This window comes from Pseudomonadales bacterium (assembly GCA_024234615.1).
Taxonomy (GTDB): domain Bacteria; phylum Pseudomonadota; class Gammaproteobacteria; order Pseudomonadales; family IMCC2047; genus JAJFKB01.
In genome coordinates this window covers 1679202-1703496 of sequence record JACKNY010000001.1, presented here as the reverse complement: position 1 = coordinate 1703496, position 24295 = coordinate 1679202, and the positions used below count along the sequence as shown (strand labels likewise).

General features: G+C 47.0%; 21 protein-coding genes. 12 read left to right on the top strand and 9 right to left on the bottom strand.

The features are described 5' to 3' along the window. Positions 1-649 precede the first annotated feature (649 nt). Positions 650-2098: a circularly permuted type 2 ATP-grasp protein gene (locus tag H6995_07800; protein ID MCP5214896.1), complete on the top strand. Its 1449-nt coding sequence runs from the start codon at positions 650-652 to the stop codon at positions 2096-2098. Position 2099: 1 nt separating this feature from the next. Continuing rightward, the gene (locus tag H6995_07795; protein ID MCP5214895.1) at positions 2100-3074 is read left to right on the top strand and encodes an alpha-E domain-containing protein; all 975 of its coding nucleotides are present in this window, start codon (positions 2100-2102) and stop codon (positions 3072-3074) included. 60 nt (positions 3075-3134) lie between these two features. Here the strand turns inward: H6995_07795 and H6995_07790 are convergent, their stop codons facing one another. Then, complete coding sequence (locus H6995_07790; GenBank protein MCP5214894.1) at positions 3135-3905, bottom strand: peptidase; 771 nt, start codon at positions 3903-3905, stop codon at positions 3135-3137. A gap of 174 nt (positions 3906-4079) precedes the next feature. Between H6995_07790 and H6995_07785 the strand changes: the two genes are divergently transcribed. Then, on the top strand, positions 4080-4283 hold the full coding sequence (locus H6995_07785) for a LapA family protein (GenBank protein MCP5214893.1): 204 nt from the start codon (positions 4080-4082) through the stop codon (positions 4281-4283). Here H6995_07785 and H6995_07780 read toward each other — a convergent pair whose 3' ends face one another. Together H6995_07780 and H6995_07775 are read right to left on the bottom strand one after the other, a co-directional pair. After that, complete coding sequence (locus tag H6995_07780; protein ID MCP5214892.1) at positions 4284-5393, bottom strand: GNAT family N-acetyltransferase/peptidase C39 family protein; 1110 nt, start codon at positions 5391-5393, stop codon at positions 4284-4286. Further along, entirely contained in the window at positions 5386-6483 is a 1098-nt protein-coding gene (locus tag H6995_07775) for a DUF2817 domain-containing protein (GenBank protein ID MCP5214891.1), read from the bottom strand. Before H6995_07775 ends, H6995_07780 begins: the two co-directional genes overlap by 8 nt. Before the next feature lie 165 nt (positions 6484-6648). Here H6995_07775 and H6995_07770 point away from each other — a divergent pair, with 165 nt between their 5' ends. From H6995_07770 to H6995_07760, 3 genes are all read left to right on the top strand, one after another. Next, entirely contained in the window at positions 6649-8142 is a 1494-nt protein-coding gene (locus H6995_07770; protein MCP5214890.1) for a RimK family protein, read from the top strand. Positions 8143-8227: 85 nt separating this feature from the next. Beyond that, entirely contained in the window at positions 8228-8791 is a 564-nt protein-coding gene (locus H6995_07765) for a TMEM165/GDT1 family protein (GenBank protein MCP5214889.1), read from the top strand. Between the two features lie 38 nt (positions 8792-8829). Continuing rightward, positions 8830-9507 carry a methyltransferase domain-containing protein gene (locus tag H6995_07760; GenBank protein ID MCP5214888.1) on the top strand — a complete coding sequence of 226 codons (678 nt, stop codon included), beginning with the start codon at positions 8830-8832 and terminating at the stop codon, positions 9505-9507. An 8-nt stretch (positions 9508-9515) separates the two neighbouring features. Here H6995_07760 and H6995_07755 read toward each other — a convergent pair whose 3' ends face one another. The 3 genes from H6995_07755 to H6995_07745 form a co-directional block, all read right to left on the bottom strand. Next, positions 9516-10103 (bottom strand): PhnA domain-containing protein, encoded by a 588-nt coding sequence (locus H6995_07755; GenBank protein MCP5214887.1) that lies wholly within the window; start codon positions 10101-10103, stop codon positions 9516-9518. 182 nt (positions 10104-10285) lie between these two features. Then, entirely contained in the window at positions 10286-11806 is a 1521-nt protein-coding gene (locus H6995_07750) for a CoA-acylating methylmalonate-semialdehyde dehydrogenase (protein MCP5214886.1), read from the bottom strand. Positions 11807-11828: 22 nt separating this feature from the next. After that, entirely contained in the window at positions 11829-13151 is a 1323-nt protein-coding gene (locus tag H6995_07745) for an aspartate aminotransferase family protein (protein ID MCP5214885.1), read from the bottom strand. A 160-nt stretch (positions 13152-13311) separates the two neighbouring features. Here H6995_07745 and H6995_07740 point away from each other — a divergent pair, with 160 nt between their 5' ends. After that, positions 13312-13860, top strand: a complete 549-nt coding sequence (locus H6995_07740; protein ID MCP5214884.1) for a cupin domain-containing protein — start codon at positions 13312-13314, stop codon at positions 13858-13860. A gap of 20 nt (positions 13861-13880) precedes the next feature. On the opposite strand, the gene H6995_07735 is transcribed toward H6995_07740, so the two are convergent. Continuing rightward, positions 13881-15140 (bottom strand): flavin-dependent oxidoreductase, encoded by a 1260-nt coding sequence (locus H6995_07735; GenBank protein ID MCP5214883.1) that lies wholly within the window; start codon positions 15138-15140, stop codon positions 13881-13883. Positions 15141-15542: 402 nt separating this feature from the next. Between H6995_07735 and H6995_07730 the strand changes: the two genes are divergently transcribed. Further along, positions 15543-16172 (top strand): glutathione S-transferase family protein, encoded by a 630-nt coding sequence (locus H6995_07730; GenBank protein ID MCP5214882.1) that lies wholly within the window; start codon positions 15543-15545, stop codon positions 16170-16172. Between the two features lie 66 nt (positions 16173-16238). Here the strand turns inward: H6995_07730 and H6995_07725 are convergent, their stop codons facing one another. Next, positions 16239-17360, bottom strand: coding sequence for a hypothetical protein (locus H6995_07725; protein ID MCP5214881.1), 1122 nt, complete (start codon positions 17358-17360; stop codon positions 16239-16241). A gap of 209 nt (positions 17361-17569) precedes the next feature. Between H6995_07725 and H6995_07720 the strand changes: the two genes are divergently transcribed. From H6995_07720 to arfB, 4 genes are all read left to right on the top strand, one after another. Then, on the top strand, positions 17570-18214 hold the full coding sequence (locus H6995_07720) for a sigma-70 family RNA polymerase sigma factor (protein MCP5214880.1): 645 nt from the start codon (positions 17570-17572) through the stop codon (positions 18212-18214). A gap of 13 nt (positions 18215-18227) precedes the next feature. Beyond that, on the top strand, positions 18228-19253 hold the full coding sequence (locus tag H6995_07715) for a FecR domain-containing protein (protein MCP5214879.1): 1026 nt from the start codon (positions 18228-18230) through the stop codon (positions 19251-19253). 108 nt (positions 19254-19361) lie between these two features. Then, a complete protein-coding gene (locus H6995_07710) occupies positions 19362-21872 on the top strand; it encodes a TonB-dependent receptor (protein MCP5214878.1) in 2511 nt (836 codons plus the stop codon). Between the two features lie 33 nt (positions 21873-21905). Further along, positions 21906-22319: an aminoacyl-tRNA hydrolase gene (gene arfB, locus H6995_07705; protein MCP5214877.1), complete on the top strand. Its 414-nt coding sequence runs from the start codon at positions 21906-21908 to the stop codon at positions 22317-22319. Positions 22320-22328: 9 nt separating this feature from the next. Here arfB and H6995_07700 read toward each other — a convergent pair whose 3' ends face one another. After that, positions 22329-23942 (bottom strand): ABC-F family ATPase, encoded by a 1614-nt coding sequence (locus tag H6995_07700; protein ID MCP5214876.1) that lies wholly within the window; start codon positions 23940-23942, stop codon positions 22329-22331. Positions 23943-24295: the final 353 nt, after the last annotated feature.

Below are 24295 nucleotides of genomic sequence, written 5' to 3'. Positions count from 1 at the left end.
ATATTCGGTTTTTGAATGATGCCTTGATCAATATTGATCGCTCGGCGAATGGTCTCATTGTTCTGCCAGCTATCACGTCCGGCGGCAATGGTAGGTGAATGAACAAGCAGCCAGGATTAAGGCAGGATTTTTCCTCTTCAATCACAAAATCAATAGGGTGGTTAGTGTCTTGAAAGACGCCATTTATAATAATGCCGGATTCGCTAATTAAATCCGACAAAGGCCTCTCTGAGCCATCATGTTCAACGATCAACATGCGCGCCTGCTCTTAGCGTCACATGGCCAGGATGGATCGGAACACGCCACTCATCCTCTTTTTTCGAGGCGCCAACGACGCCAATGGATAATGTGTTCATGGTATTTCCTTGCACTTGAGGACTGAGTTCCAGCATGTGCTGACTTTACATTTCACAAGCACGATGGACTTGCTTCTGCAATTGAGGGAGGAGGAATATTGGTTTTTTAAAACCGATATGCTTGATCGTGCTGTTGGGGAGTTTAACACATTTCGCTTCCAATAATCGGAATAACTCGAGAACCTCTGGACTACGGACACTGTAGGATGTGCTACAGATAAATATTACTGATTCGACTTATTTTTTAATTCGCTTTACACTGAGTTTTTAATTGTATAAGACGATGGAAATGTATGGGAATCGACTGGAACGCATACAACTCAGCGCCATTTTACGATGAGCTTATTAGCACACCGGGCAATGCGCGAAAGCATGCCCGTGCCATTGTTAGCTATCTGCACAAGCTTAAAAGTGAAGAAATTGGCGCACGTAAGCACGCGGCGGAAGTGGCCATTACCACCATGGGCATTACCTTTACGGTTTATAGTGACGCCGGCAATATCGATCGTGATTGGCCGTTCGACATTATTCCTCGGGTAATTGCCGCGAAAGAGTGGGCGGTTGCTGAACAGGGTTTAACGCAGCGTTTGCAAGCGTTGAATATGTTTATTGACGATATTTATAACGGTCAGAAAATATTAAAGGACAAAGTGGTTCCTAAGGAGCTGATATTAAAATCAAAGAATTTTCGTAAAGCCTGCATTGGCATGAAACCGGTTGGTGGTGTCTGGGCGCATATTTGCGGAACAGATTTGGTACGTGATGGTGATGGTAAATTCTATGTGCTGGAAGATAATTTACGGGTTCCTTCCGGGGTTTCCTATATGCTGGAAAATCGCGCAGTCACCAAACGAGTGTTTCCCGAACTGTTTGAAGATCTAACGATATTACCGATTAGCGATTATCCAACACAGTTGTTTGATACTTTGGCAGCCATTTCACCGAGACCGCTGGATTACCCGGAGGTAGTGGTATTAACTCCAGGGGTTTATAACTCTGCTTATTTTGAACATGCCTATCTGGCGCAGCGCATGGGTGCGGAGCTGGTGGAGGGCTCAGATTTGGTGGTTGAGGACGATCACGTGTTTATGCGGACCATCAGTGGACTGTCTAAGGTCGATGTGATTTATCGCCGTATTGATGATCTATTTCTTGATCCCGAAGTCTTTTTTAAAGATTCGGCGTTAGGTGTGCCTGGTTTAATGCGCGCCTGGCTCAAGGGTAACGTCGCTTTGGCGAATGCGCCTGGCGCTGGTGTTGCCGACGACAAGGTGCTCTATACCTATGTGCCTGCGATTATTAAATATTATCTCGATCAAGAACCCATTATTGAAAACGTACCAAGTTTTATTTGTTCCGACGAGAAACAAAAACAGCATGTGTTGGCTAACCTGGACAAACTGGTGGTCAAACCGGCGAACGAGTCCGGTGGTTATGGTATGTTGATGGGCCCACAGGCTACCAAAAAACAACGTAACGAGTTTGCTCAACTGATTAAAGCCGATCCACGCAACTATATTGCACAACCATTATTGTCATTATCCACTGCTCCGGTGTTGGTTGGTGATCACGCTGAGCCAAGGCACGTCGACCTGCGCCCATTCATTCTGCAAAGTGGTCAGGGTTCATATGTGACAGCCGGTGGTTTGACTCGTGTCGCCTTAGTCAAAGGCTCCTATATTGTTAACTCTTCTCAAGGTGGTGGTAGTAAAGATACCTGGATTGTTTCGGAGGACGGGTAATATGTTGTCGAGAGTAGCTGAACGCCTTTATTGGTTAGCGCGTCACATGGAACGGGCTGAGAATACTGCGCGGCTTGTTAATGTGTATTCCAATCTGCTGTTGGATCTACCCAAAGGCTCTAAGGTAGGCTGGGAAACGCTTATTCATATTACAGGCGGGGATAAGGTTTTCGAAGAAACCTTTAAAAATAAGGATGAAGCCAATGTCAGCAGTTTTCTAATAGCCCAAAAGAGTAATATGGGTTCGATTTTAAACTCACTCATTATGGCTCGTGAAAATGCCCGCACTACCCGAGAAATTATTCCTGCGGAAGCCTGGGAGCTGATCAACGACCTCTATTTATATGCGCAGAGCAATGCTGCTAAAAGCTCTGGACGCAGCAGTAGACAAGTCTTTCTAAAACGGGTTATCAACTCATCTTTTCAGCTAACCGGGTTATTATCGGGTTGCATGAGTCACAACCATGCCTACGATTTTATGGTCATGGGTCGGAACTTAGAGCGCGCAGACATGACCAGTCGCATCATCGATGTCGGTGTGGCCAGTCTGATGAACCATGCAAAAAATACCATTGATATCATTCCCTACGAAAATTCCCTTTGGATGAATGTATTGCGTTCATTGAATGGTTATCAAATGTATCGTCAGCATGTCCAGGATCGTGTGAATGGCGAAGATGTAGTGGATTTTTTGCTGTTGGACCCGAACTTTCCACGCACCGTTTTACATTGTTTAAATCGATTGGTGGAGGCGGCAGGACAGTTACCTAATAATGAAAATAGTTTGCGCACGGTGGCTGCGACCCAGCGAAAAGTGCGTGATAGCAAGTTTTCTGAACTGCTTGATACTAATACGCAGCATGATTTTATCGACCAAATTCAACTCGAGTTTGCCACAATACACAATGAAATTGCCAGCACTTGGTTTCTCAAGCCAGTCGAATTACAACAGCAAACTCAAACCAATGCGGCGTGAAGAATTTTGTTTGCCTGCTCGGGCTGTGCTCTTTTTTGAACAGAGATACTGCGCCTAATATTAACTGGTATAACTGTTGATATTGCCCTGATCTTGCTCCTGATCCTGGTCCCACATTTCAGCCCATTGAATGGGAGGCAGGGAGCGAAAGGCTTCTTTTAAGCGATGATCCCAGGCACACTTTAAGTCTCTCAGGTAGTCGCTGTCTTGATCGAAGCGGTAATGGCGGTTTAGTACGAGGCTATCCGTTTCATACACAGTAACCTCAATAGGAGGGCCGACCGTTAAATTACTGCGTACGGTTGAATCCATCGACACCAGTGCGCATAGCGCCGCTGTATCTAACGGTAACTGTTGTTCGAGAATACGATCCAGTATGGGTTTGCCGTATTTACTTTCACCAATTTGTAAATAGGGCGTATCTTTTGAGGTGGTGATATGGTTTCCCTGTGGATAGACCATCATAGCGCGCGGACGACTACCAACGATTTGCCCACCGATGATAAAGTTGGCTTCATGCACCGCGCCTTGCCCGTATTTGGCCTGTTGGGCTAGGCTCACTTGACCTAGATATTCAGCAGCCTCATCGACGGAGGGTACATTCATTAGATTGATTTGTGCGTTTTGTTTGATGTCATTTTTTAATTGTGTCGTAACCGCCTGCGTTGTGGCTAAATTGCCAGCAGTTAAAACAACAAATTGGCGATCGCCATCTTTGCCAAATCGATACATTTTGCTATAGGTGCTAATCTGGTCTACGCCAGCGTTGGTACGGGAATCAGAGCAAAAAACAATGCCTGCTTTGACGGAGATGGCTACACAATAGGTCATGGAGATTAATGGTTCCTGGCTATCAAAAAGCACGAGTTTGTATTGATATGCCAGCATAATGGCAGAGTGGCAATTAAACAAGAGTGTGAATTTATTTAGGTCGGGGAATATTTATAGATATGATGGCGCGCGTATTTTTTGTTGGCTGCGCTCTTATCAAATCGGAGGTAAAACTTGAATATAAAATTGATCGTGAGTCTTATCATTGCTGGTTTGGTGCTGGTTTTTGTCTTTCAAAATACCATTGTGGTTAAAATCCAGTTCTTGTTTTGGTCTGTGTCAATGTCTCGCTCGCTACTCATCTTGGTTTTTACGGGTGTCGGTGTTGTCATTGGTTGGTTGTTAAAAAGCCATCAAACCATTAAAAGAAAATCCTAACTATGGTGCAGAAAGAATAATGGCAGTCCGGAGTCGGTTACTGCCAAAGGAGGACATGGGCTCAAAATCCTGATGGGTGATGGGCAAATATTGGCAATCAAACAAATCCTGGTGTTTTTCGTCGGGATCCGGATCATGCATATAGAAACACTGTTCATCGTAGCCGCTGATGACGACCCAATGCGGCGTCTTTTTCCGATCCATACGGTAAGTGCTGATTAATACAATCGGAACTGCACCTTGATTACAGGCCTCAATCAAAGTGGTCTGATTGATGTTTTCGTAATTGATTTGGATGCCTGCTTCTTCACTTTGTTGAACAAAGTCATGGTGTACCAGTTCAATAATCGCTTTTTTAGATTCGCTACGAACGCTGTCCACAAAAATGGGTTGGTGCTGATTGAGCCAAACTTCCGCATTAAAGCCGCGCCTTTTAGCGGCCAAGGCTAAACCGAGGGGGTGACAGCCACCGTGCCCAGAGGTCATAAAAATGGTGGTGGCTTCTCTCCAAAGTTGTAGCTCTTCGGTTTGGCTTGGCCGGTAATCTGGGCTCAAGCCAGCCATCGCCATCATTAATGCAGCGGGGCCGCAGGAAAACTGCGTGCTTTGACGGTACCAGGGGATAATAGTGTGTACGGAATCTCGATCCGGATAACGAATACGCTTTTGCATACGTAGCGCATCACTATGGTCGTCATAGTAATCCTGCAGTACTCCGAATTTTTTAAACCCCAGAGATTCATACAGCTTTATTGCATTGATATTGGTGTTATTGACCTCTAGCCGAAAATAGAGTGCTCCGCGGTGTTGCGCCTCTTGCTCGCCAACGCCCATCATTTGCCGGGCAACACCCTGGCCACGCCACTCGGGATTTACTGCAATCGAATAAAGCCGGGCTAGTCTGGTACCGCGGTGGAAGATAATCAACAGATAACCGACGCAACGATCTTGGTGTAATGCGACCATAAAGACGCTTTGTTCATTCAACAGAAAGCGTCGCATACTGCGACGGCTAAGGCGATCCGTTGTAAAACATTGTTGCTCCAGGTCTAGCAGCAGCTCTAGATGATCTAAAGTGGCCGGTTCAACGCTGAAATTTTGTTCATTCATTTTTTAAACCGCTTATAGCCTGTTGGATTACTTGGCGCCCTTTGATTAAAATTAACTCCCGCCAATAGTTATCCCTTGGACAAAAGTGTTCTTGCATTGCTATTGCACTGGCGTTGATCGCTTCTGGATCAGCCAACTTCCAGCTGCGATGGTTTTCTAATATCACCTCAAACATTGCCTGCGTCCGATAACTGCCAAACTCTAATGTAATAAAGCTTCCGCGCTCCGCCATAAGCTCATGCCAGCGGTAGTCCAAAAGTCCTGCTTTTTTAACTGAGCTTGAATCACCGGATGCTGGAGCGGTGACGCTGGGCCCATACCAGCGATTAGTCACGTGAAAGCCAGGGCTGTTAAGCGGGTGATCGTTGATCAGCTCCCCATGTGAATAAGGCCCCAATCCCGAATGTATATCAATCACCGCCAGATGGCGATGATTGAGACGATAATCTTCGATCACCTGGTTGATGACACGGTTGCCGTGCGCGGGTTGTTGTCCCCCGTAAAAAGGCCCGTGTTGGTCTGTATATTGGCCGCCACTGATGGCTATTTCAAACGCAGTTTGTCCTTCTTGCTCTTGAAACTGCTCAAACATAGCGTTGCGCTGAAGCCTGTCCTCGCAGTATATAGCTTGTTGTAGTTCGACATAACCCGGGTTAGCGGGTAAGGGCTGGCTAAAGTCGATGAAGTTGCGATTAAGGTCAATACCCATTTCGTCACAGCGGCGGTATTGCGCGAACCCGAAGGGATTTAACGCGAAGATAATGAGAATAGCTGTGCCGGATGGTGGCGGGGCATTTTGCCGAAGCTGTTGCAGATAATCTATTTGGACGGCTGCGCCAACAAATCCCTCGATGCCATGTGTGGCTGATATCAAAATCACAACATTCTCCGCTGTAGGTGAACCGATCCAAAGCGTGTCAGTTGCAAGACTTTCCGTATCAATATCCGTTATGCCAGCCAAAGGGAAGCTCTGCCGCTCGACCTTTTGAACCAGGTCTTGTGACAAGGATTTCAGCTTTTCCCTGGCGCTGTTGTAACTGCGGGGGAATACGTTCAAGTCTTGAAGTGTTAGTGTTACGGGTTTGCCCATTCGGAAAATCTCAATAGCGGCCCTTCACCGGGGTGAAAGCAGCGCTAAGAATACTCTGGCTTGAGCTAAGAAAGAATTGGTTTGAAAAATATTTTTCACTCGAAGGGATTGTCTGGCTGCACGCTAAGTCGCACAATGTGCAAACTCTTGTAGTATGGAAGGAACATGTCTGAGACTCTGATTATTATTGATAAAAAGGATGATTGGGAACCCTATTATCCCAGCGAAAATGTGGTCACTTTTGAAGAGTATCTCGCTAACGGGTACTCGGAAAATTCGGCTTCGAACGCAAATAAAGGAGGGCGTCTTCGGATTATCAATCTTTGCCGAAATAATCGCTATCTCTCTGCCGGCTATTACTGCTCTCTATTGGCAGAAGCAAGAGGGCATGGGGTAATCCCATCGGTCCGCACGCTGAATGATTTAAGCCAGCGAGCACTTTATCAAATGCAGTTAACCTATTTGCCCGAACTGCTAACGAAAAAGCCAGCACCGAGCGATGGCGACAAGCCTTTACAGGTAAAGAGTTTTTTTGGCGTCAGTACTGACCAGCAATATGCCGAAATGGCGCGTAAACTGTTTGAGCTTTTTCCCTGCCCAGTACTGGAAATCACGCTGCGTTACGACAAAGTGTGGAAAATCGACATGCTCAAAATTATGAGCCACCGCGTGCTGGAGGAGGCAGACGAGAATGATTTTGCGAAAGCATTGGATGACTACAGCCGCAAGGTATGGCGCAAAGGTCGTTCGAAGAAACAATATCGTTATGATTTGGCAATCTTGGTAGACCCGGAAGAAAAATTCCCCCCTTCGAGTAAGGCGGCATTAAAGCGTTTTATCGCGGCGGGTAAATCCCTCGATATAGACGCGGAGCTTATTACCCAAAAAGACTATGCGAGACTGCCGGAATATGATGGTCTGTTTATTCGCGCCACGACCTCAATCAATCATTATACCTATCGCTTTGCCAAACGCGCAGAAGTAGAAGGTCTGGTGGTTATTGATGATCCAACATCAATTTTACGTTGCACCAATAAAATTTATCTTGCGGATTTGTTTCGCAATAACAAAGTACCCTCGCCAAGAACGGAATTGCTGCATAAAAATAAGCCGCTTCAGGTGGAGCAACTCGAAACGACCTTGGGTTACCCGATAGTGCTGAAAATTCCGGATGGATCTTTTTCCGTCGGTGTGGAAAAAGCGAATAATCGACAGGAGCTGGAAGCTGTGCTTGAGCGCCTGTTTCAAAAATCGACACTGTTACTGGCTCAGGAATTTCTTTATACGGACTTTGACTGGCGCATCGGGGTGTTGAACCAAAAACCAATTTACGCATGCCGGTACTATATGGTGCGTAATCACTGGCAGATTTATCAGCATGGTGCAAAGAAAACCGCTTCTGGTAATTATGAAACCTTACCAACCTTTGAAGCTCCCAAAGGAGTTTTGGACGCGGCCATGAAGGCAACCAAACCAATAGGTAATGGTTTTTATGGGGTTGATATTAAGGAAAAGGACGGTGTCGGCTATGTGATTGAGGTCAATGATAATCCGAGCATCGATAGCGGTGTGGAAGACCTATACCTTGGGGATGAATTGTACAACCTGATCATGTCTGAAATGCTTCGCAGAATGGAGGCGCGGCGCAATCGTAATTAGCCCTCGAACCGCCGGATGTTGGGAGACCAACAAAACTCAGCATTTAATAGATTGAATCTGCATCAATAAACAATGAACGAATTATATGTTGGCTAACACTTTGTCGAGTTTTGCATTGATTTTTCTAGCGGAATTTGGTGATAAAAGCCAATTGGCCTGTATGCTTTTAGCCAGCCGTCATCGCACAATGCCTGTATTTCTGGGGGCGAGTACGGCTTTCCTACTACTAAATATTTTAGCCGTTTTGCTAGGCTCAGCTGCAATACAGCTAATTCCCCAAGCAGTGCTGGCCATGGCTGCAGCGCTGATGTTTATAGTCTTTTCCGCCAAAGCACTGTTCGGACGCATTGATGAAGAACAGTCCGTTAAAGAGAAATCGAGCCATAGTATATTTGTGACCGCCTTTATCCTGATCTTTATTGCCGAGTTGGGTGATAAGACGCAATTGTCAGTTGCCGCATTGAGTGTAACGCTAGCGCCGTTTGCGGTATATATCGGCGCGACGTTGGCTTTACTGATAACCACTGCATTGGGTGTTGTCGGCGGTCGTTGGCTGCTCAAATTTGTTCCACTTATGATCTTGCATCGTGTTAGCGGTGTAGGTTTTTTAGGTTTTGCCCTATGGATACTGTACGCGAACTTTCTTTAGGCCATCGAGCTTGAAAATCCAATCGAGTGGTGAGAAATTTGAATCGCTTTAACGATGAAAAAATTATTGCGTCGTGGTTTAAAAACGCAAATGCTTGGGTAGATGAGGTGCGCAATGGCCTCATTGAAAGCCGCAAACTTGTTACGGATCAGGCAATTCTGGAGGCAGTACTGGGGTGTGCACCACGCACCGTCATCGATCTTGGTTGTGGTGAGGGCTGGCTTGCCCATAAGCTATCTGCGCAGGGTATTACTGTCATCGGAACTGATGTGATACCAGCACTAATTACACAAGCGAAACGTGCCGGGGAGGGTGACTTTAGGCTTATCTCTTATGAGGATATTGCGCTGGGTAAGTTGGAGGCACAAGTGGATTTGATAGTCTGTAATTTTTCGTTATTGGGCAAAGAGTCTGTTGAAAATCTAGTCGAGAGTGCGCCAAAGCTGCTAAAAAGTGGCGGTGTGTTTATCCTTCAAACCCTCCATCCATTGTTAACTTGCGGCGATGGCCCCTATCAGGATGGCTGGCGGGAGGGGTCCTGGCAAGGTTTTAGTAAGGGTTTTTCTGATCCAGCACCTTGGTATTTTAGGACGCTGGAGAGTTGGCTCAGGTTGTTCGAGAAAAATGGCTTTCAACTGCAACAACGAAGAGAGCCAATTCACCCAAAAACCGGAAAGCCGGCGTCGCTCATTTTAATTGCGCAAACAACCTTGTAGCTAACACCCTATTTCGATTTTTTAACAAACTTGGTCAGAATAACAATCTGCTGACCGTTGATGCGGCCCTCAATCTGTTCGGGGTTATCAGCCACCAATGATATTCCTCGTACTGCGGTGCCACGTTTGGCGGTGAAGTTTGCACCTTTAACAGTTAAATCTTTGGTAAGGGTTACTGTGTCTCCTGCTTCGAGTGCGGCACCATTACTATCAAAATGCTTCGTCATAGTCGTGTCGTTATCGATATTTCTTTCGCCGCTAGCCTTTGCCCACGTGAGGGTGCTTTCATCCAGATAAAGCATATCGAGCAAGTCCTGCGGCCAGCCTTCTGCGCTTAACTGTGTCAGCATCCGCCACGCTACCACCTGTACTGCGGGGACTTGGCTCCACATGCTATCGTTCAGACAGCGCCAATGATTGGGATTTGCTGTTTGCGGGTTTTGAATTTGTTCAAGGCAGGTAGCACAGACTAATACGCATTTTTCAGCATTACCGTTTGAGGTTGGCGGTACGTTGTATACGTTCAAATCGTCGCGGCTAGAGCAGAGTTCACATTGCGCACCGCTGCGTGCGTGAAGTTGTTTTTCGATGGTCATTGTTGTCGGCTTTCAGGTAATCGGGCGAGGCATTATACAGAAAACCAGTTTGCTGTTGGATTTTTAAAGATAAATTTTATGTGCTAACCGATCCTTGGGAAAAGACGCAAGCGATGGCTAAGTTCGCTCACGTCCAGCCTTTATTATTAAACAGAGTTGAGTACTGTTTGCGCAGGTGCAATTTACTTCATCGTTGGCATAATAAATTCTGCCCCAGAGCGAATGCCTTCCGGCCAACGAGCGGTAATGGTTTTCATACGAGTGTAAAAACGCACGCCATCACGCCCATGAACATTCAATGGTCCGAATACGGAACGTTTCCAGCCGCCAAAGGAGAAAAATGACATAGGTACCGGGATGGGTACGTTGATGCCTACCATACCGACCTGAATGGTATTGGCAAATCTCCTGGCGGCGTCGCCATTTTGAGTAAAAATACTGGTGCCATTGCCAAATTCATGTTCGTTAATATAGCGGCAGGCGGTTTCAAAATCCGGTGCCCGCACGATACACAATACCGGCCCAAAGATTTCTTCTTTGTAGATGCGCATATTGGGTTGCACATGGTCGAACAGGCAGCCGCCGATAAAGAAACCTTGGCTGTTATTGACGGTTTTGTTGCGACCGTCGACAACCAGGGTGGCGCCTTCTTCAACACCCAGATCAACGTAGGATGTTACCCGCTCTAAATGTGCTTTTGTGACCAGTGGGCCCATATCCATATCCGCTAACAGGCCATCGCCGATACGCAGGTTTTTAACTGCTGGAACGAGTCGTTCTGCCAGTGCGTCGGCGGTTTCATCACCAACGCAAACAGCTACTGATATAGCCATACAGCGTTCGCCGGCAGATCCGTAAGCGGCACCCATGAGCGCATCAGCGACCTTATCGAGGTGAGCATCCGGCATCACGAGCAGATGATTTTTTGCGCCGCCGAGGGCCTGTACACGTTTACCGGTTTCGCTGCCGGTTTTATAAATATATTCCGCAATTGGCGTTGAGCCGACAAAACTGATGGCCTGTACTTCGGGGGCCTGCAGTAAGGTGTCTACGGCTTCTTTGTCACCATTGACCAGGTTAAATACGCCAGCGGGTAAGCCAGCCTGGGTTAATAGTTCAGCGATCAGTAAAGCGGCGGAAGGGTCCTTTTCGCTGGGCTTTAAAATAAACGTATTACCGCAAGCAATAGCGATGGGGAACATCCACATCGGCACCATGACCGGGAAATTGAAGGGAGTAATCCCCGCCACCACCCCAAGCGGTTGCATGGTGGACCAGGAGTCGATACCGCTACCGATATTTTCCGCATGTTCGCCTTTCAGCAGATGAGGAATACCACAGGCGAACTCAACCACTTCGAGGCCGCGAGTGAGTTCACCGCGGGCATCGCTTAATACTTTACCGTGTTCGGAAGTAATAATTTCGCAGAACCTATCCGCATGGGCCTCGCAGAGTTCTTTAAATCTAAACATGACTCTGGCGCGTTGAATCGGTGGTGTATCGCGCCAGGCCGGAAAAGCAGCTTGAGCGGCTGTGATGGCGGTTTCAGTGATTTCTGTTGACGCCAAGGCAATCAGTTTTTCAACTTTGCCGGTGGCTGGATTTGTCACCGGCGCGGTGCGTTGGTGCTCTAAAACCAATTCACCATTGATGTAATGGCCAATCAGTTCGCTCGGTTGTGCTGCGGTTTGTTGTGCGGTCATGCCATGTCTCCAGGTCTAAAAGCTATTCTATTTTATCGAGTACGCGTTTGATTGTCTCAAAGGTCATTTCTATATCTTCAGACTTTGAGTTTAAGAAGGGTGAAAACTGTAGTGTGTCCATGCCGTTGCGAACCACCAACTGTTCCTCCCAAAAACAACGCTTGTGCACCTCCATGCCACGCATACCGGGGCCGTTTTTGCGAGGCGCCATTTCAATAGCCCCCATTAAGCCGAAGTTTCTAACATCGATAACCTTAGGATGTTCTGCCAGAGCGTGGATTGCCTCCTCAAAAATACTTTCCAACTCACGCGCTTGTTGGAAGATCCCTTCCTCTTGATAAATATCCATACAGGCAATGCCTGCAGAGGCGGCAACAGGGTGGCCGGAGTAGGTATAGCCGTGAAACAGCTCTATCAGGTGCGCGGGACCTTGCATAAAAGCCTCATAGATTTCATCCCTGACCAGCACCGCTCCCATCGGAATAACACCATTGGTTAGGCCCTTGGCAGTGGTAATAATGTCAGGTATCACATCAAGACGAGTGGCAGCAAATGGTTCTCCCAAACGCCCAAACGCAGTAATGACTTCGTCAAAAATAAGAAGGATACCGTATTTGCTGCAAATTTCGCGTAGCCGCTGCAGATAGCCCAGTGGTGGTGGCAGTACGCCAGTCGAACCCGCCGCCGGTTCCACGATAACGGCAGCAATATTACCTCCGTCATGCAATGCACATAAACGTTCTAGATCGTCTGCGAGGTGCGCGCCCCATTGTGGTTGACCTCGGCTAAAGGCGGACTGTTCTAGGTTGTGAGTATGGGGTAGGTGATCGACGTTATTAATGAAATTAGCAGAAAAGGCTTTGCGGTTCGCCGGAATGCCGCCGACCGACATGCCGCCGAAGTTAACGCCGTGATAACCGCGTTCTCTACCAATCAGGCGAGTACGTTCAGCCGCGCCTTTGGCTCGGTGAAAAGCGAGTGCAATTTTTAACGCAGTGTCAGCCGATTCCGAGCCGGAATTGGTAAAGAAACAGTGATTAAATCCAGCAGGCGCGAGCTGGGTGAGTTTTTCCGCCAGTATAAATGACTTATCACCACCGAGCTGAAAGTTCATGCAAAAATCCATCTCAGCAACCTGTGCCTGCACGGCCGCAACGATTTTCGGGTGGCAATGCCCTAGGCCGGATGTCCACAACCCGGAAAAGCTATCGTAGAGTTTCTCGCCGTTGATGGTTTGGTAATAGTGCCCTTCAGCCTTAGTGATAATCCGAGGATTTTGTTTAAAATCCTGATTAGCGGTAAAGGGCATCCAGTGTGCGTCGAGCTGTGCTTGAGTTAGTTTCATAATCTTTGGTTAATCAGAGGTTCCCTAATAGATTACGGTTATTCTAAATTTCTTTCGGGATGTTAAACAATGAGTTATGCAACTTTAATTAACTTGTTGATTTGCCAGGCTTAAATACTGATAATGTTCAGTATATTAAACAGCATAGTGAGATAAATTAATGGCGACGGATATCGGTGTCAGATTGCGGGATATTCGCAGTCAGTTAGGACTTTCGCAGAGGCAGTTAGCGAAGGCGTCAAAGGTGGCGAATGCAACCATATCGCAAATAGAATCGGGTAGCATGAATCCGACAGTGGGAATGTTAAAAAAGGTGCTAGATGGGCTGCCGCTCAGCCTCAGTGAATTTTTTTCCGACACCTTTGAGGTTGAAGAAAAGGTATTTTTTGCGGCACATGAATTGGTCGAGATAGGCGAGGGTGGCATCTCTTATCGCCAGGTAGGAAGGAGTATTCGGAACCGGGCAATACAGTTTTTGCATGAACGCTATCAACCTGGCGCGACCACTGGAAAACACAGCATCACCCATGAGGGGGAGGAATGCGGCATAATTTTGCAGGGTAAGTTGGAAGTGACCGTTGGGGAGCGCAAAAAAATTCTGAAACCGGGGGATGCTTACTATTTTAAAAGCACCCAACCCCACTATTTTAAAAATGTCGGCAGGGAAACCTGTGAACTGATCAGTGCCTGCACGCCGCCGGGGTTTTGATGTCTGCTCTAGAGAAGCCCTTACATTTGACTATAGGATGGTGCGCTATTGAGCACATCGGGTGTTGCGCCTGTTGCTAATTTAAAAGTATTAATGATCTGCTGTAAATTCTGTTGCGGGATGTAATCATGTACATATTCGGCATCTTCCGGACATTGTTCACGAGCTATCTCCAATACTTGGTCGGGCCCATTTGCTCGGCTGGCAAGGACAACACGATTGGCTTTTTCTAACCGTTCATCTTCATAATCCATGAGACCCGCCATCGGGTCATTTGCCTTCGCTAGTGCCCAGGCTAACGCGCGGGCATCAAGAATGGCCTGCGCAGCGCCATTGGAACTTACTGGTATCATCGGATGGGCGGCATCACCTAACAGGCTGACCCGGCCAAAAGTCCATTGGCGGTGCGGGTCGCGATCGTAAAGAGGGAATTCATAAATGCGCTCGGTATGATGAATGAGATTAGGTACGTCGAGCCAATTATATTGCCAATTCTCATACATAGCGCCAAGTAACTGCTGTTCTGATTCTCTCTGCCAGTCTTCCCTGGGTGCATCCGGTTCTGGCACTGGAATACAGGCAATCCAATTCACTATGCTAGAACCTTTGTTTGCTAACAGGTTTTCCTTGGCGATCGGATAGCAAACTAATCGTTGTCTCTTATCACCAATAATAGCCATGGTTTGCCCATCTAAAAACTGGCGACTCTCGACGGCGCCACGGTAGGCTACCAAGCCTGAATAACGGGGTTTTTCTTCGCGTGGGAACATCTTTTTGCGAGTTGCGGAATGCAGTCCGTCGGCACCGATTAATAAATCGGCTTCTTCACTGGTTATATTGCCGGTTTTGGGATTGGTGAAATAGGCGGTTACTTTACTGCCTGTTTGTACAAAATTACTTAATTGAGAGCCGGAGACTACTTGGCCTGCACCCGCTCTTTTCTGAAATTTGCTGAGCAGCAGCATCTGTAACGCGCCACGGTGTACCGACCACTGTGGCCAACGATATCCGGCATAGGTGCCGCAGAGTTCGCTGATGACCAACTTTCCTTGGCGAGTATAATAATTCATGTTGCTGGTGCGGATGGCAATGCGGTCAATGGCTTCTTTTAAGCCGAGTTCACAGAGTTCGCGTGCAGCATGGGGAAGGATATTAATGCCGACTCCCATGGGGAGTATTTCAGCGGACGCTTCAAACAGTTTGGCGTCGATGCCAACTTTTTGCAGGCTTAGAGCGGCGGTCAAACCACCAATACCGGCGCCTGCGATTATCACTTTCATTGCAGGGCTCCTCCTATCATTAAGGTCGATAACAAGAACACAAACTACATCAGTCTTTTAGATTTGAAATATTGTACTGGTTTTTCTAGGGGGTGAATTGATATAGTGCAAGGGAACCTCCGATTAACGCCTTAATGTCTCTGCGAGCCCTGAAAGCTTTTGCTGCAAGGCAGAAACTGCCGCTAATGCTTATTGCCTTAGCCAAGTTTCTAACGCCGCAGATGAAGCTTTCATGCCTCGCCCTACGGGGCTTACAGAGCATTCGTAGCTCTGCGTTAGCTTTGTTTACAAGGTCTAGACATTCCTGCACAAAGCCGCCTTGACCTACAAACGCTCTGTGAGCCAGAGATATCAAGGAGTTAATCAGAGGTTCCCAAGTAAACCACAAACAGGGAACAACTGATGAAACTCTATGATTTTACAATTGCACCTAATCCCCGCCGAGTTCGCATTTTTTTAGCTGAAAAAGGTGTGGAGATTCCTATAGTGCAAATAGATTTGATGCAAGGCGAGCAGTTTTCGCCTGAATTTTCGCAGAAATGTCCCTCCAATGAAGTACCTCTGTTGGAGTTGGATAACGGCGTGTGTATCAGTCAAGTTGATGCGATCTGCCGTTATATCGAGGCCAAATATCCACAAAATCCGCTATATGGCACGACGCCTGAAGAAATTGGATTGATTGAAATGTGGAACCATATTGCCTTTATGAATGGTATTGGCGCGGTTGCCGAGTCATTTCGAAATGGTGCTGAGGCGTTCAAGAATCGTGCGGTGGTCGGCCCAAATCCGCATGCTCAAATTCCGGCGTTAATTGAGCGTGGGAATAAACGTACACTAGAATTTTTTGCCAATATCGACGGACATTTAGCTAGCCGTCAGTTTATGGCGGGCGACCGGTATTCGATTGCAGATATTACGACATTAGTTGCGGTAGATTTTGCGAAGTGGATTAAGTTAGAGGCGCCTGCTGAGTTGGTACATTTAACCCGCTGGTATACAGAGGTCTCACAACGGCCGAGCGCACAAGCTTAAGCTCCGAAGAAGGGTAGCGGCCAAGCTTTAACAATAGCCGCTACCAAGGGGAGGGATTTTTTACGGCTAGGGTTCTTCAGGCTGTGGAATCTCGCCGGAGCAATAGCCATGCAGGTCAGCGCCCACCTCACAGGCTACTATACGAACAATTTCCTCATCCTCTACATTGACTTCAAGGAATACGCCAACGCCTGGCGCATAGTATTTGCGTTCAATCGCGCCGGGTTCTAAGCCGTTGCCATCTTTGGTGACCACGCAACTATTATTGCCACAAAAGTATTCGGCTAGATCTTCTGGCACCAAGTAATCGAGGCTCTCTTCGTCGTCGGTGTCAGCATCAAAGCCATCACCTGTTCCGTAGGCGGTGGCGAGCACGGTAGCCCAGTCTTCGGCGTTACCCAAAGACCATTCCTGCCGATATGTTTCTCCTTCGATGGGGTTGCCCTTGAAGATAATGCCGACCTTGTCGCCGTCGCGACCACCTTTAAAGGAGCCGCCGATTTCTACCAGCTCTGCCTCGCGTGGCATATCACCATCGGTATACTCAAAGTCCTTGGCTTCTTCACCGCAGTAATAGGTATCGCCATTGTTATGTTGAGCATACCAATCGTCGGTATCTTCAATAACGTCGCAGCTTTCCTCGTCGCATGCTTCCGTCACGATATCGTTGATGACACGACAAGTAAGGCCTTGAATAGATTTGGTCTTATCGAGCACTTCAATATTGATATGCTCGGAAACTTCACCTTCATCATCAATACCTACGTATTCATGTTTATCACCTATACCCAGTGGGTAGTAGAGATTTTGTACAGTGAAACTGGAGTCAAATTCGGCTGGATCAATGTCAGGATCGTATTTGTCTTCATTGAGTGCGAAACAGAGGTTGCGTCGACCATTACGCCGTTCTTTACAGTCACGACTGTCTGCGCGCCAATTTTTTTGGGCTGCTTTGATACAGGCTCTTTTATCAGAGAAATTTGTCAGATTTTCACAAATACCGCTGGCGGTGAAAAAATCTGCATAAACCTCTGACCAGCAAGCATTGTGTGCGAGTCTGGCGGTTTTTAAACAACTGGTGCTCGCTTGTGCTGGCATTGCCGACAAAGCAATCATCCCAACCAACCAGAGACTAATTACCGCATGACAAGGGTTTAACTTTGGTTTGTTTAATCTTAATTTTTCCATGATGTTTCATCCTCGTGTGTTATGACAGCGTTTCGGAATCAATCGGTATGCAGTGAGAGGGCTGACATTAAGGAAATCTGTCGTTTTGATTGAAAAATAGAAAATCAGAATAGATTCGTGATCACCGACAGATAATTAGAAGCGGAACGCTCTATGACTAAAGAGTGCTAAAATTAACGAGCTAAGGAAAAGGCAGGGCGAGTCATTTGATGTTAAGCAACCTCAAAATAGCAACGCCGATACAGAACGCGCGTGATCGCAAACTGGTAAAGAAAATGCTGGTTGGCGATGAGCGTGCCTTTAAAGCCTTTGTAGACGAGTATTTTCCTAAACTTTATCGTTATGCCTATCAGCGCTTACAGGATCAACGACAGGTCGAAGATGTGGTGCAGGAGGTTTTGACTAAGGCGGCGCGGCGGATTGAAACCTATCGTGGCGAAGCCGCACTACTGACCTGGTTGATTCAAATTTGTCGCCATGAAATTTCCCAGTACCTACATAATGCAGAGCGTCACCGGGATTTAATGGCGCCTTTTCTTAATGATGATGTTCTGCGTGCAGTCGTCGAATCCATTGAGACGGTGGCTGAGGATAACCCGGAAGCGTGTTGTCGGCGCGAAGAGTTGATTAGCATGATCCAACTGGTATTGGATCAATTACCGGAGCGCTACGCTAGCGCTCTCGAAATGAAGTACATAGAGGGTGCCAGCTCGCAAGAAATTGCAAGCCATTTCAATATGGGCGATGTGGCGGTGCAATCGCTTTTGGCTCGTGCCAGAAGTGCCTTTCGTGAGCTTTGTTGTAGCGCTGCGTTTGCTATTTTCGACAAAGATGAAACCAGGGATACCCCTTGATCGAGAGGTAAAAATGGAAAAAAGTAATGATCAGGTAGGCCCGGATAACGAAGAAGACAGTATTGCTAAAATTCTTCGCTTGGTGGGGCCTCGTTCGAATATGCCAGAGGCCACCAAGGTAGCCTGGTCACGGGTATTTGGCGATGAACTGTCGCAGGTGATAGATAAACGTCGCAGCCGTCGCCGGGTGGTCTCCGGGGTAATAGGCCTGTGTGCTTCACTGACGATGCTATATCTCTTCTTTGGCGCTACCTTGCAGCAACAATGGCTGGCGCACGAAGCTTTGGCTAAGGTAACAAAATTCATCGGCGAACCGAAGGGGGTTGATGAGAAAGGTAAACGTATTTCATTGGCAGTCGGCCAGGAGGTTTTTTCGGACACGACATTGCAGACCTCTGAGCGGACGCTACTCGCGTTTAATCTTGGGGAAATACAAGTCAGATTAAATGAAAATACCCAGGTAAGGATATATCCACATAAATTGCAGCTACTCAAAGGCCAGCTTTATATTGATACCGCTACACTAGGCAAACAGGGTTCCTCTAGTATCCTGGTGAGCACACCGCTGGCGATAATTCGTGATATCGGCACACAGTTTCGTGTCACCTATGATGCTACTGGTGTGACGACTGCGGTACGTGAAGGTGCCATTATGGTGGCGGTGGCAGAGGGTGAATATCGCGCTGATGCTCAGGCGGAGTATGCGCAGCAAATCAATATATCCAAGGACAGCAAAGTGGAAATCACCAAATCGGAAAAGCGTGGTGAAAGCTGGGATTGGAATATGCAGCTTGCGGAGAGTTTTAGTATTGAAGGGCGCACTGCTTATGAATTCCTGCACTGGGCGGCGAGAGAGGCTGGGTTAAGATTAATATTTGATGATGACCAGACCACGCATAATGCTAAAAAAACAGTGTTACATGGTGATGTTTCTTTATTTACGCCGGAGCAGGCGATAGATGTCGTGCTGGCGACGACCCGGCTCAGTGCAAAACGACCTAATACTCATACGCTCTACATTTCTTTGATCGAAGAATAGGCGTGTAGGCCTTAAGAGGAGCAGCAGATGAGTGATAATTAGAAGATCATGGAACGCAGGACATCCAGTGTATCTCAACTAATTGCCCGCAGATTAAAGGGGCCGAGCATGCCTTGGCATGGACGGTCAACGCTCGTTCTTTGTTTCATGCTATTGCTGCTCCAGTTGAGTTGGAGTTGGTCAACTTTGGGGCTAGCCAGCACCGCCATATCGTTGCTTGAGGCGGTGGAATCACTGCGTGCTAAAGGCTATCGGATTATCTACAGTAGCGAGCTGGTTACCTCTGATATCCCGGTTGAATTAGAAAAAATTTCAATAACGACGCTGCAAGCGATATTACCGGCCCATGGTTTAGCACTGAAACGCATGGGAAACTTGTGGGTGATTACGCGAGATAGCAGTCAGCGGCGTCTGCTCTCGGGCTATCTGGTTTCAGCTGAAGGTGAAGCGATTGCGAATGCGGATATCGTAAGTGAAGTGTCAGGCCTGTCCTCAACCTCTCTTGTCGGTGGTTATTTTGAAATAGAGGTGGCCTCGTTAGCAGAGCAACTCGCGATTAGCGCCGATGGTTTTCAAACGCGTCTTGTTAAGGCGCAAAGGCTGGATGGGAACCCGGTTGTTATGCTGGATAATAACTGGATTGAATCTGTAATTGTCACCGGAAGCCGCTACCGTTTGCCGGGTGATGACAGTCTGATGTCAGCGATTGCATTGTCGGCTGATGAAATGAACTATGTGCCCGCACTGGGCGGCGATTCACTCAGAATTATCACGCATTTGCCCGGTATTTCCTCGGTGGGGGTGAGCGCAAAACCGCCGATACGTGGCGGCTTACAGGATGAGGTTTTAATTTTGTTGGATGGTGTCGAGTTATTGGAGCCCTTCCATTTAGCCGATTTTCACAGTATTTTCAGTACTATTGACGGGCGTACCATTGAGTCGATTGATTTCTATACTGGAGGTTTTCCGGCCCGTTACGGTAATCGTATGAGCGGGGTGATGGATGTTTCTACGGCGATGCCGATAGTGGAAACTCGCACGGAACTAGGCGTATCAGTGTTCTCTTCATTTATCAATACCAGAGGCTATTCGGAACGGTTTATGCCGATGGATTGGCTGGTGTCAGCACGACGCAGTAATTTGGCCGATATCAGTAATACAACGGCATCCGATTTAGGTACTCCGCGTTATGCCGACGCCTTCGCTAGAGTTGGCATGGTACTTAACGATGATACAGAGCTCTATCTTGGCGCCTTTATAGTAAAAGATAATGTCACCCTCATCGACGATGAGGAAAAGGCGACGTCTAGCATTGATACGTATCACATATGGAGTCGTTTGCAGACACGTCATAGCGATACTCTTTCGAGTGCGCTAGTGCTTGCCTATCTATTCAGCGAACGCGATCAAACCCAGTTTGTTGCCCCTGAGGATAGTGGTGTTGGCATGGATGATCCATCGGTACCGATGTTTCTGGATTATCAACAGGAAATTGAGCGGTTATCGATACGCAATGATTACCGGATTGATCTTGATAAGCATCTTGTGGAATTTGGTTTACAAGCGGAATACGGCTGGGCGGAATACCGTTACGCAGGAGCTGTTGAACGGGGTGTTATCGGTCAACTCTTTGGCCAGGATGAGCAATCTTTTCGCCAGGTAGAGCTTAATCCTAACGGATGGTCCGGGGGTGCATATCTAACAGCGCAGCTTAAAGTCTCCCCCAAACTCACAATACAGCCAGGCATTCGCTGGGATTATCAAGATTATTACTTTAACGGAGCCGCAGAAAATACGTCTCCAAGAATTGGTGTGTTGTATGAGATAAACGAAGAGCTTAGCGTGCGCGCGAGCATTGGTAGGTTTTATCAGCCGGAAGGTTTGCATGAGCTACAGGTGTTAGATGGGCTGGAAAACTATTTTCGGCCGCAACGTTCTGACCAGCTCATAACCAATATCGAGTGGCATCCCAATGATGAGTTCCAGTTAAAGGCCGAGGTCTTTTTTAAAGGTTACCGCGCACAAAAAACGCGTTATGAAAACCTGTTTAACACCTTTGCGCTGCAACCACATATGGAACGGGATCGCATCGCTGTAAAGCCTGAACGAGCACTAGTTAAAGGTTTGGAGTTATCGGCTAATTTTAACCTGTCCGACTCACTTTCTGGGCAACTGCGTTTCAGCTACCTAAATGCAGAAGATAAGATAGAAGGGCAGTGGGTGCCGCGCCGCTGGTCACAGCGCCATACCATCAATACCGGCCTAACCTGGCAACGGGGCAGTTTAATTCTTTCCAGTAATCTTACGTGGCATACCGGTTGGTGGGGCTCAAGTTTGCCAGCGGCTATTCCGGTCGGTACGCAGTTGTCATTAGCGAGTGTGTTAAACAATACGGAGTTACGCAATTACTTTTCGTTGGATTTGAGCCTACGTAAGAGCTGGCAATTGACTAATGCCGAAATTACATTGAGTGTCGATATTACTAATGTATTTGGGCGCAACAATATTGCCGGTGTTGAATACGATGTAGAGGAAGTTGACGGAAAGTACCTATTTACCCGTAATGAGAAAAAGTTACTGCCACTGGCGCCTTCGCTTGGCATAATGATTGCGTTTTGATTGAAAGATTTGTTGTTTGAGGGTGCGCGATCAGTGCTAATTATTTCCACCAACGTCACTATTCCCGATGAAGAGATAGAGCTTTCCGCAATTCGTGCACAGGGCTCTGGCGGGCAGAACGTCAATAAAGTATCTTCCGCCATCCATCTGCGATTTGATGTGCAGGCCTCCACATTACCGGCTTTTTATAAGCAAAGGTTGCTGCAACTGCGTGATAGTCGCATCAGTAAAGAGGGTGTGATTGTGATCAAAGCCCAGCAATTTCGCACTCAGGAAAAAAATCGGGAAGATGCGCTCAGTCGGTTGCGGGAAATGATAAAAAACGCCGCCGTGATGCAAAAGGCCAGGCGGCCCACCAAGCCCAGTAAGTCTTCTCAGAAAAAGCGCTTAGACAGTAAAACTCAGCACTCTAGAATGAAAGCGTTACGGGGTAGAGTGGACGAATAACTTAGGTGATTATCGATAGGTAGCCGTTTGGGCAATATTATCCTGGCTAGCGAGATATTCTTCATAAGTACCCTGGAAATCAACCAGCTGCTGCGCCTTGATCTCGACGACACGAGTAGCGAGTGATGAAACAAACTCACGATCATGACTGACGAAAATCAGGGTGCCTTGGTAGTGCTCCAGCGCTAGGTTGAGTGCCTCAATGGCTTCCATGTCGAGGTGATTGGTCGGTTCGTCTAGTATCAGCACATTGCAATCTTTGAGCATGAGCTTGCCGAACAAAAGCCGATTTTTCTCCCCACCGGAACAGACTTTCACTTTTTTGTTGAAATCTTCCGTTGAAAACAAAAGGCGCCCTAATGTGGCGCGCACCACCTGATCGTCATGATAGGGTTTGCGCCACTGCACCATCCAATCAAATAAATTCAGATCGCTGTCGAAATCCGCATTGCTATCCTGTGGACAATAGCCCAATGTTGCGTTTTCTGCCCATTTAATCTGGCCCTTTTTGGCAGTGATTTCGTTCATAAGACAGCGTAAAAAGGTTGTTTTTCCCGCGCCGTTTTCACCAATAATAGCGAGTCGTTCACCAGCTTCCAATATCATATTGCCATTATCAAAAAGCAGTTCATCATCAAAGCCATGCCCAACTTTTTCCAACACTAATGCTTGGCGATGTAATTTTTTGTCTTGGTTAAATCGAATGAATGGGCTTACTCGGCTAGACGGTTTAATTTCATCCAGTTTGATTTTACCAATCTGTTTTGCTCGTGAAGTTGCTTGCTTGGCTTTTGAGGCGTTAGCTGAAAAGCGGCTGACGAACTGCTGTAGCTCTGCGATTTGCGCCTTCTTTTTAGCATTCTCGGACTGCATCCTTTCGCGGGCTTGGGTCGATGCCATCATAAAATCATCATAATTACCTGGATAAACGCGTAATTCACCAAAATCGATATCGGCCATATGGGTGCACACGGCGTTTAAAAAATGACGGTCATGAGAAATAATGACCATTGTACTTTTGCGCTCATTTAGCACTGCCTCTAACCAGCGAATCGTATTGATGTCGAGGTTGTTGGTTGGTTCGTCTAAAAGTAAGATGTCAGGGTCGGAAAACAATGCTTGGGCCAACAATACGCGCAACTTCCAGCCAGGAGCGACTTCGCTCATGGGGCCGAAATGAAATTCTTCTGCAATACCGGCACCCAATAGAATTTCCCCCGCGCGGCTTTCAGCGCTGTAGCCATCCATCTCAGCGAACTGGATTTCCAAATCAGCGACCCGCATACCTTCCTCGTCAGACATTTCTGGCAGACTGTAGAGCCGATCTCGTTCCTGCTTAACCTGCCACAATTCAGAATGCCCCATGATCACAGTGTCAACGACACTGTGCTGTTCAAAAGCAAATTGATCCTGGTGCAACTTACCGATTCTTTCATTCGGAGTAATCGATACATTGCCGGAACTAGGTGCTAGGCTACCATCCAGAATTTTCATAAAAGTGGATTTGCCACAACCATTTGCTCCAATTAACCCATAGCGATTACCTTCACCAAATTTAACGGATATGTTTTCAAACAAAGGTTTGGCGCCGAATTGCATAGTGATGTTTGCGGTGGAAATCAACGGATAATTCCTGAGGTTAGGTAGAGCAGTGATTTTGAGAGGGGCGTACTATAAAGATTTGTTGCGATGAGGTCGAGCTAAAAAATATTGGTTTGAAACCGTAGTCTGGATAATAGGAACCGATGAGCCGGGAGATTCGAGTTTGTTTTGATGATTCTGCCGAAACTTAATAAGTCTCGAATTGTAGGATTTCTGAAGGGGAATCGACGATTAAAATATTTTGAGAGAAGTCAGCAGGAAGTAGGAGTTTTACAGGCCGCCATTTTGAGATAAGAGGGTATTTGTATAAAAAAAGATCTGTTACCTTTCAATGTTTTATCTGGGTTTGTTAGCTATAATACTAAGGTTGTTTT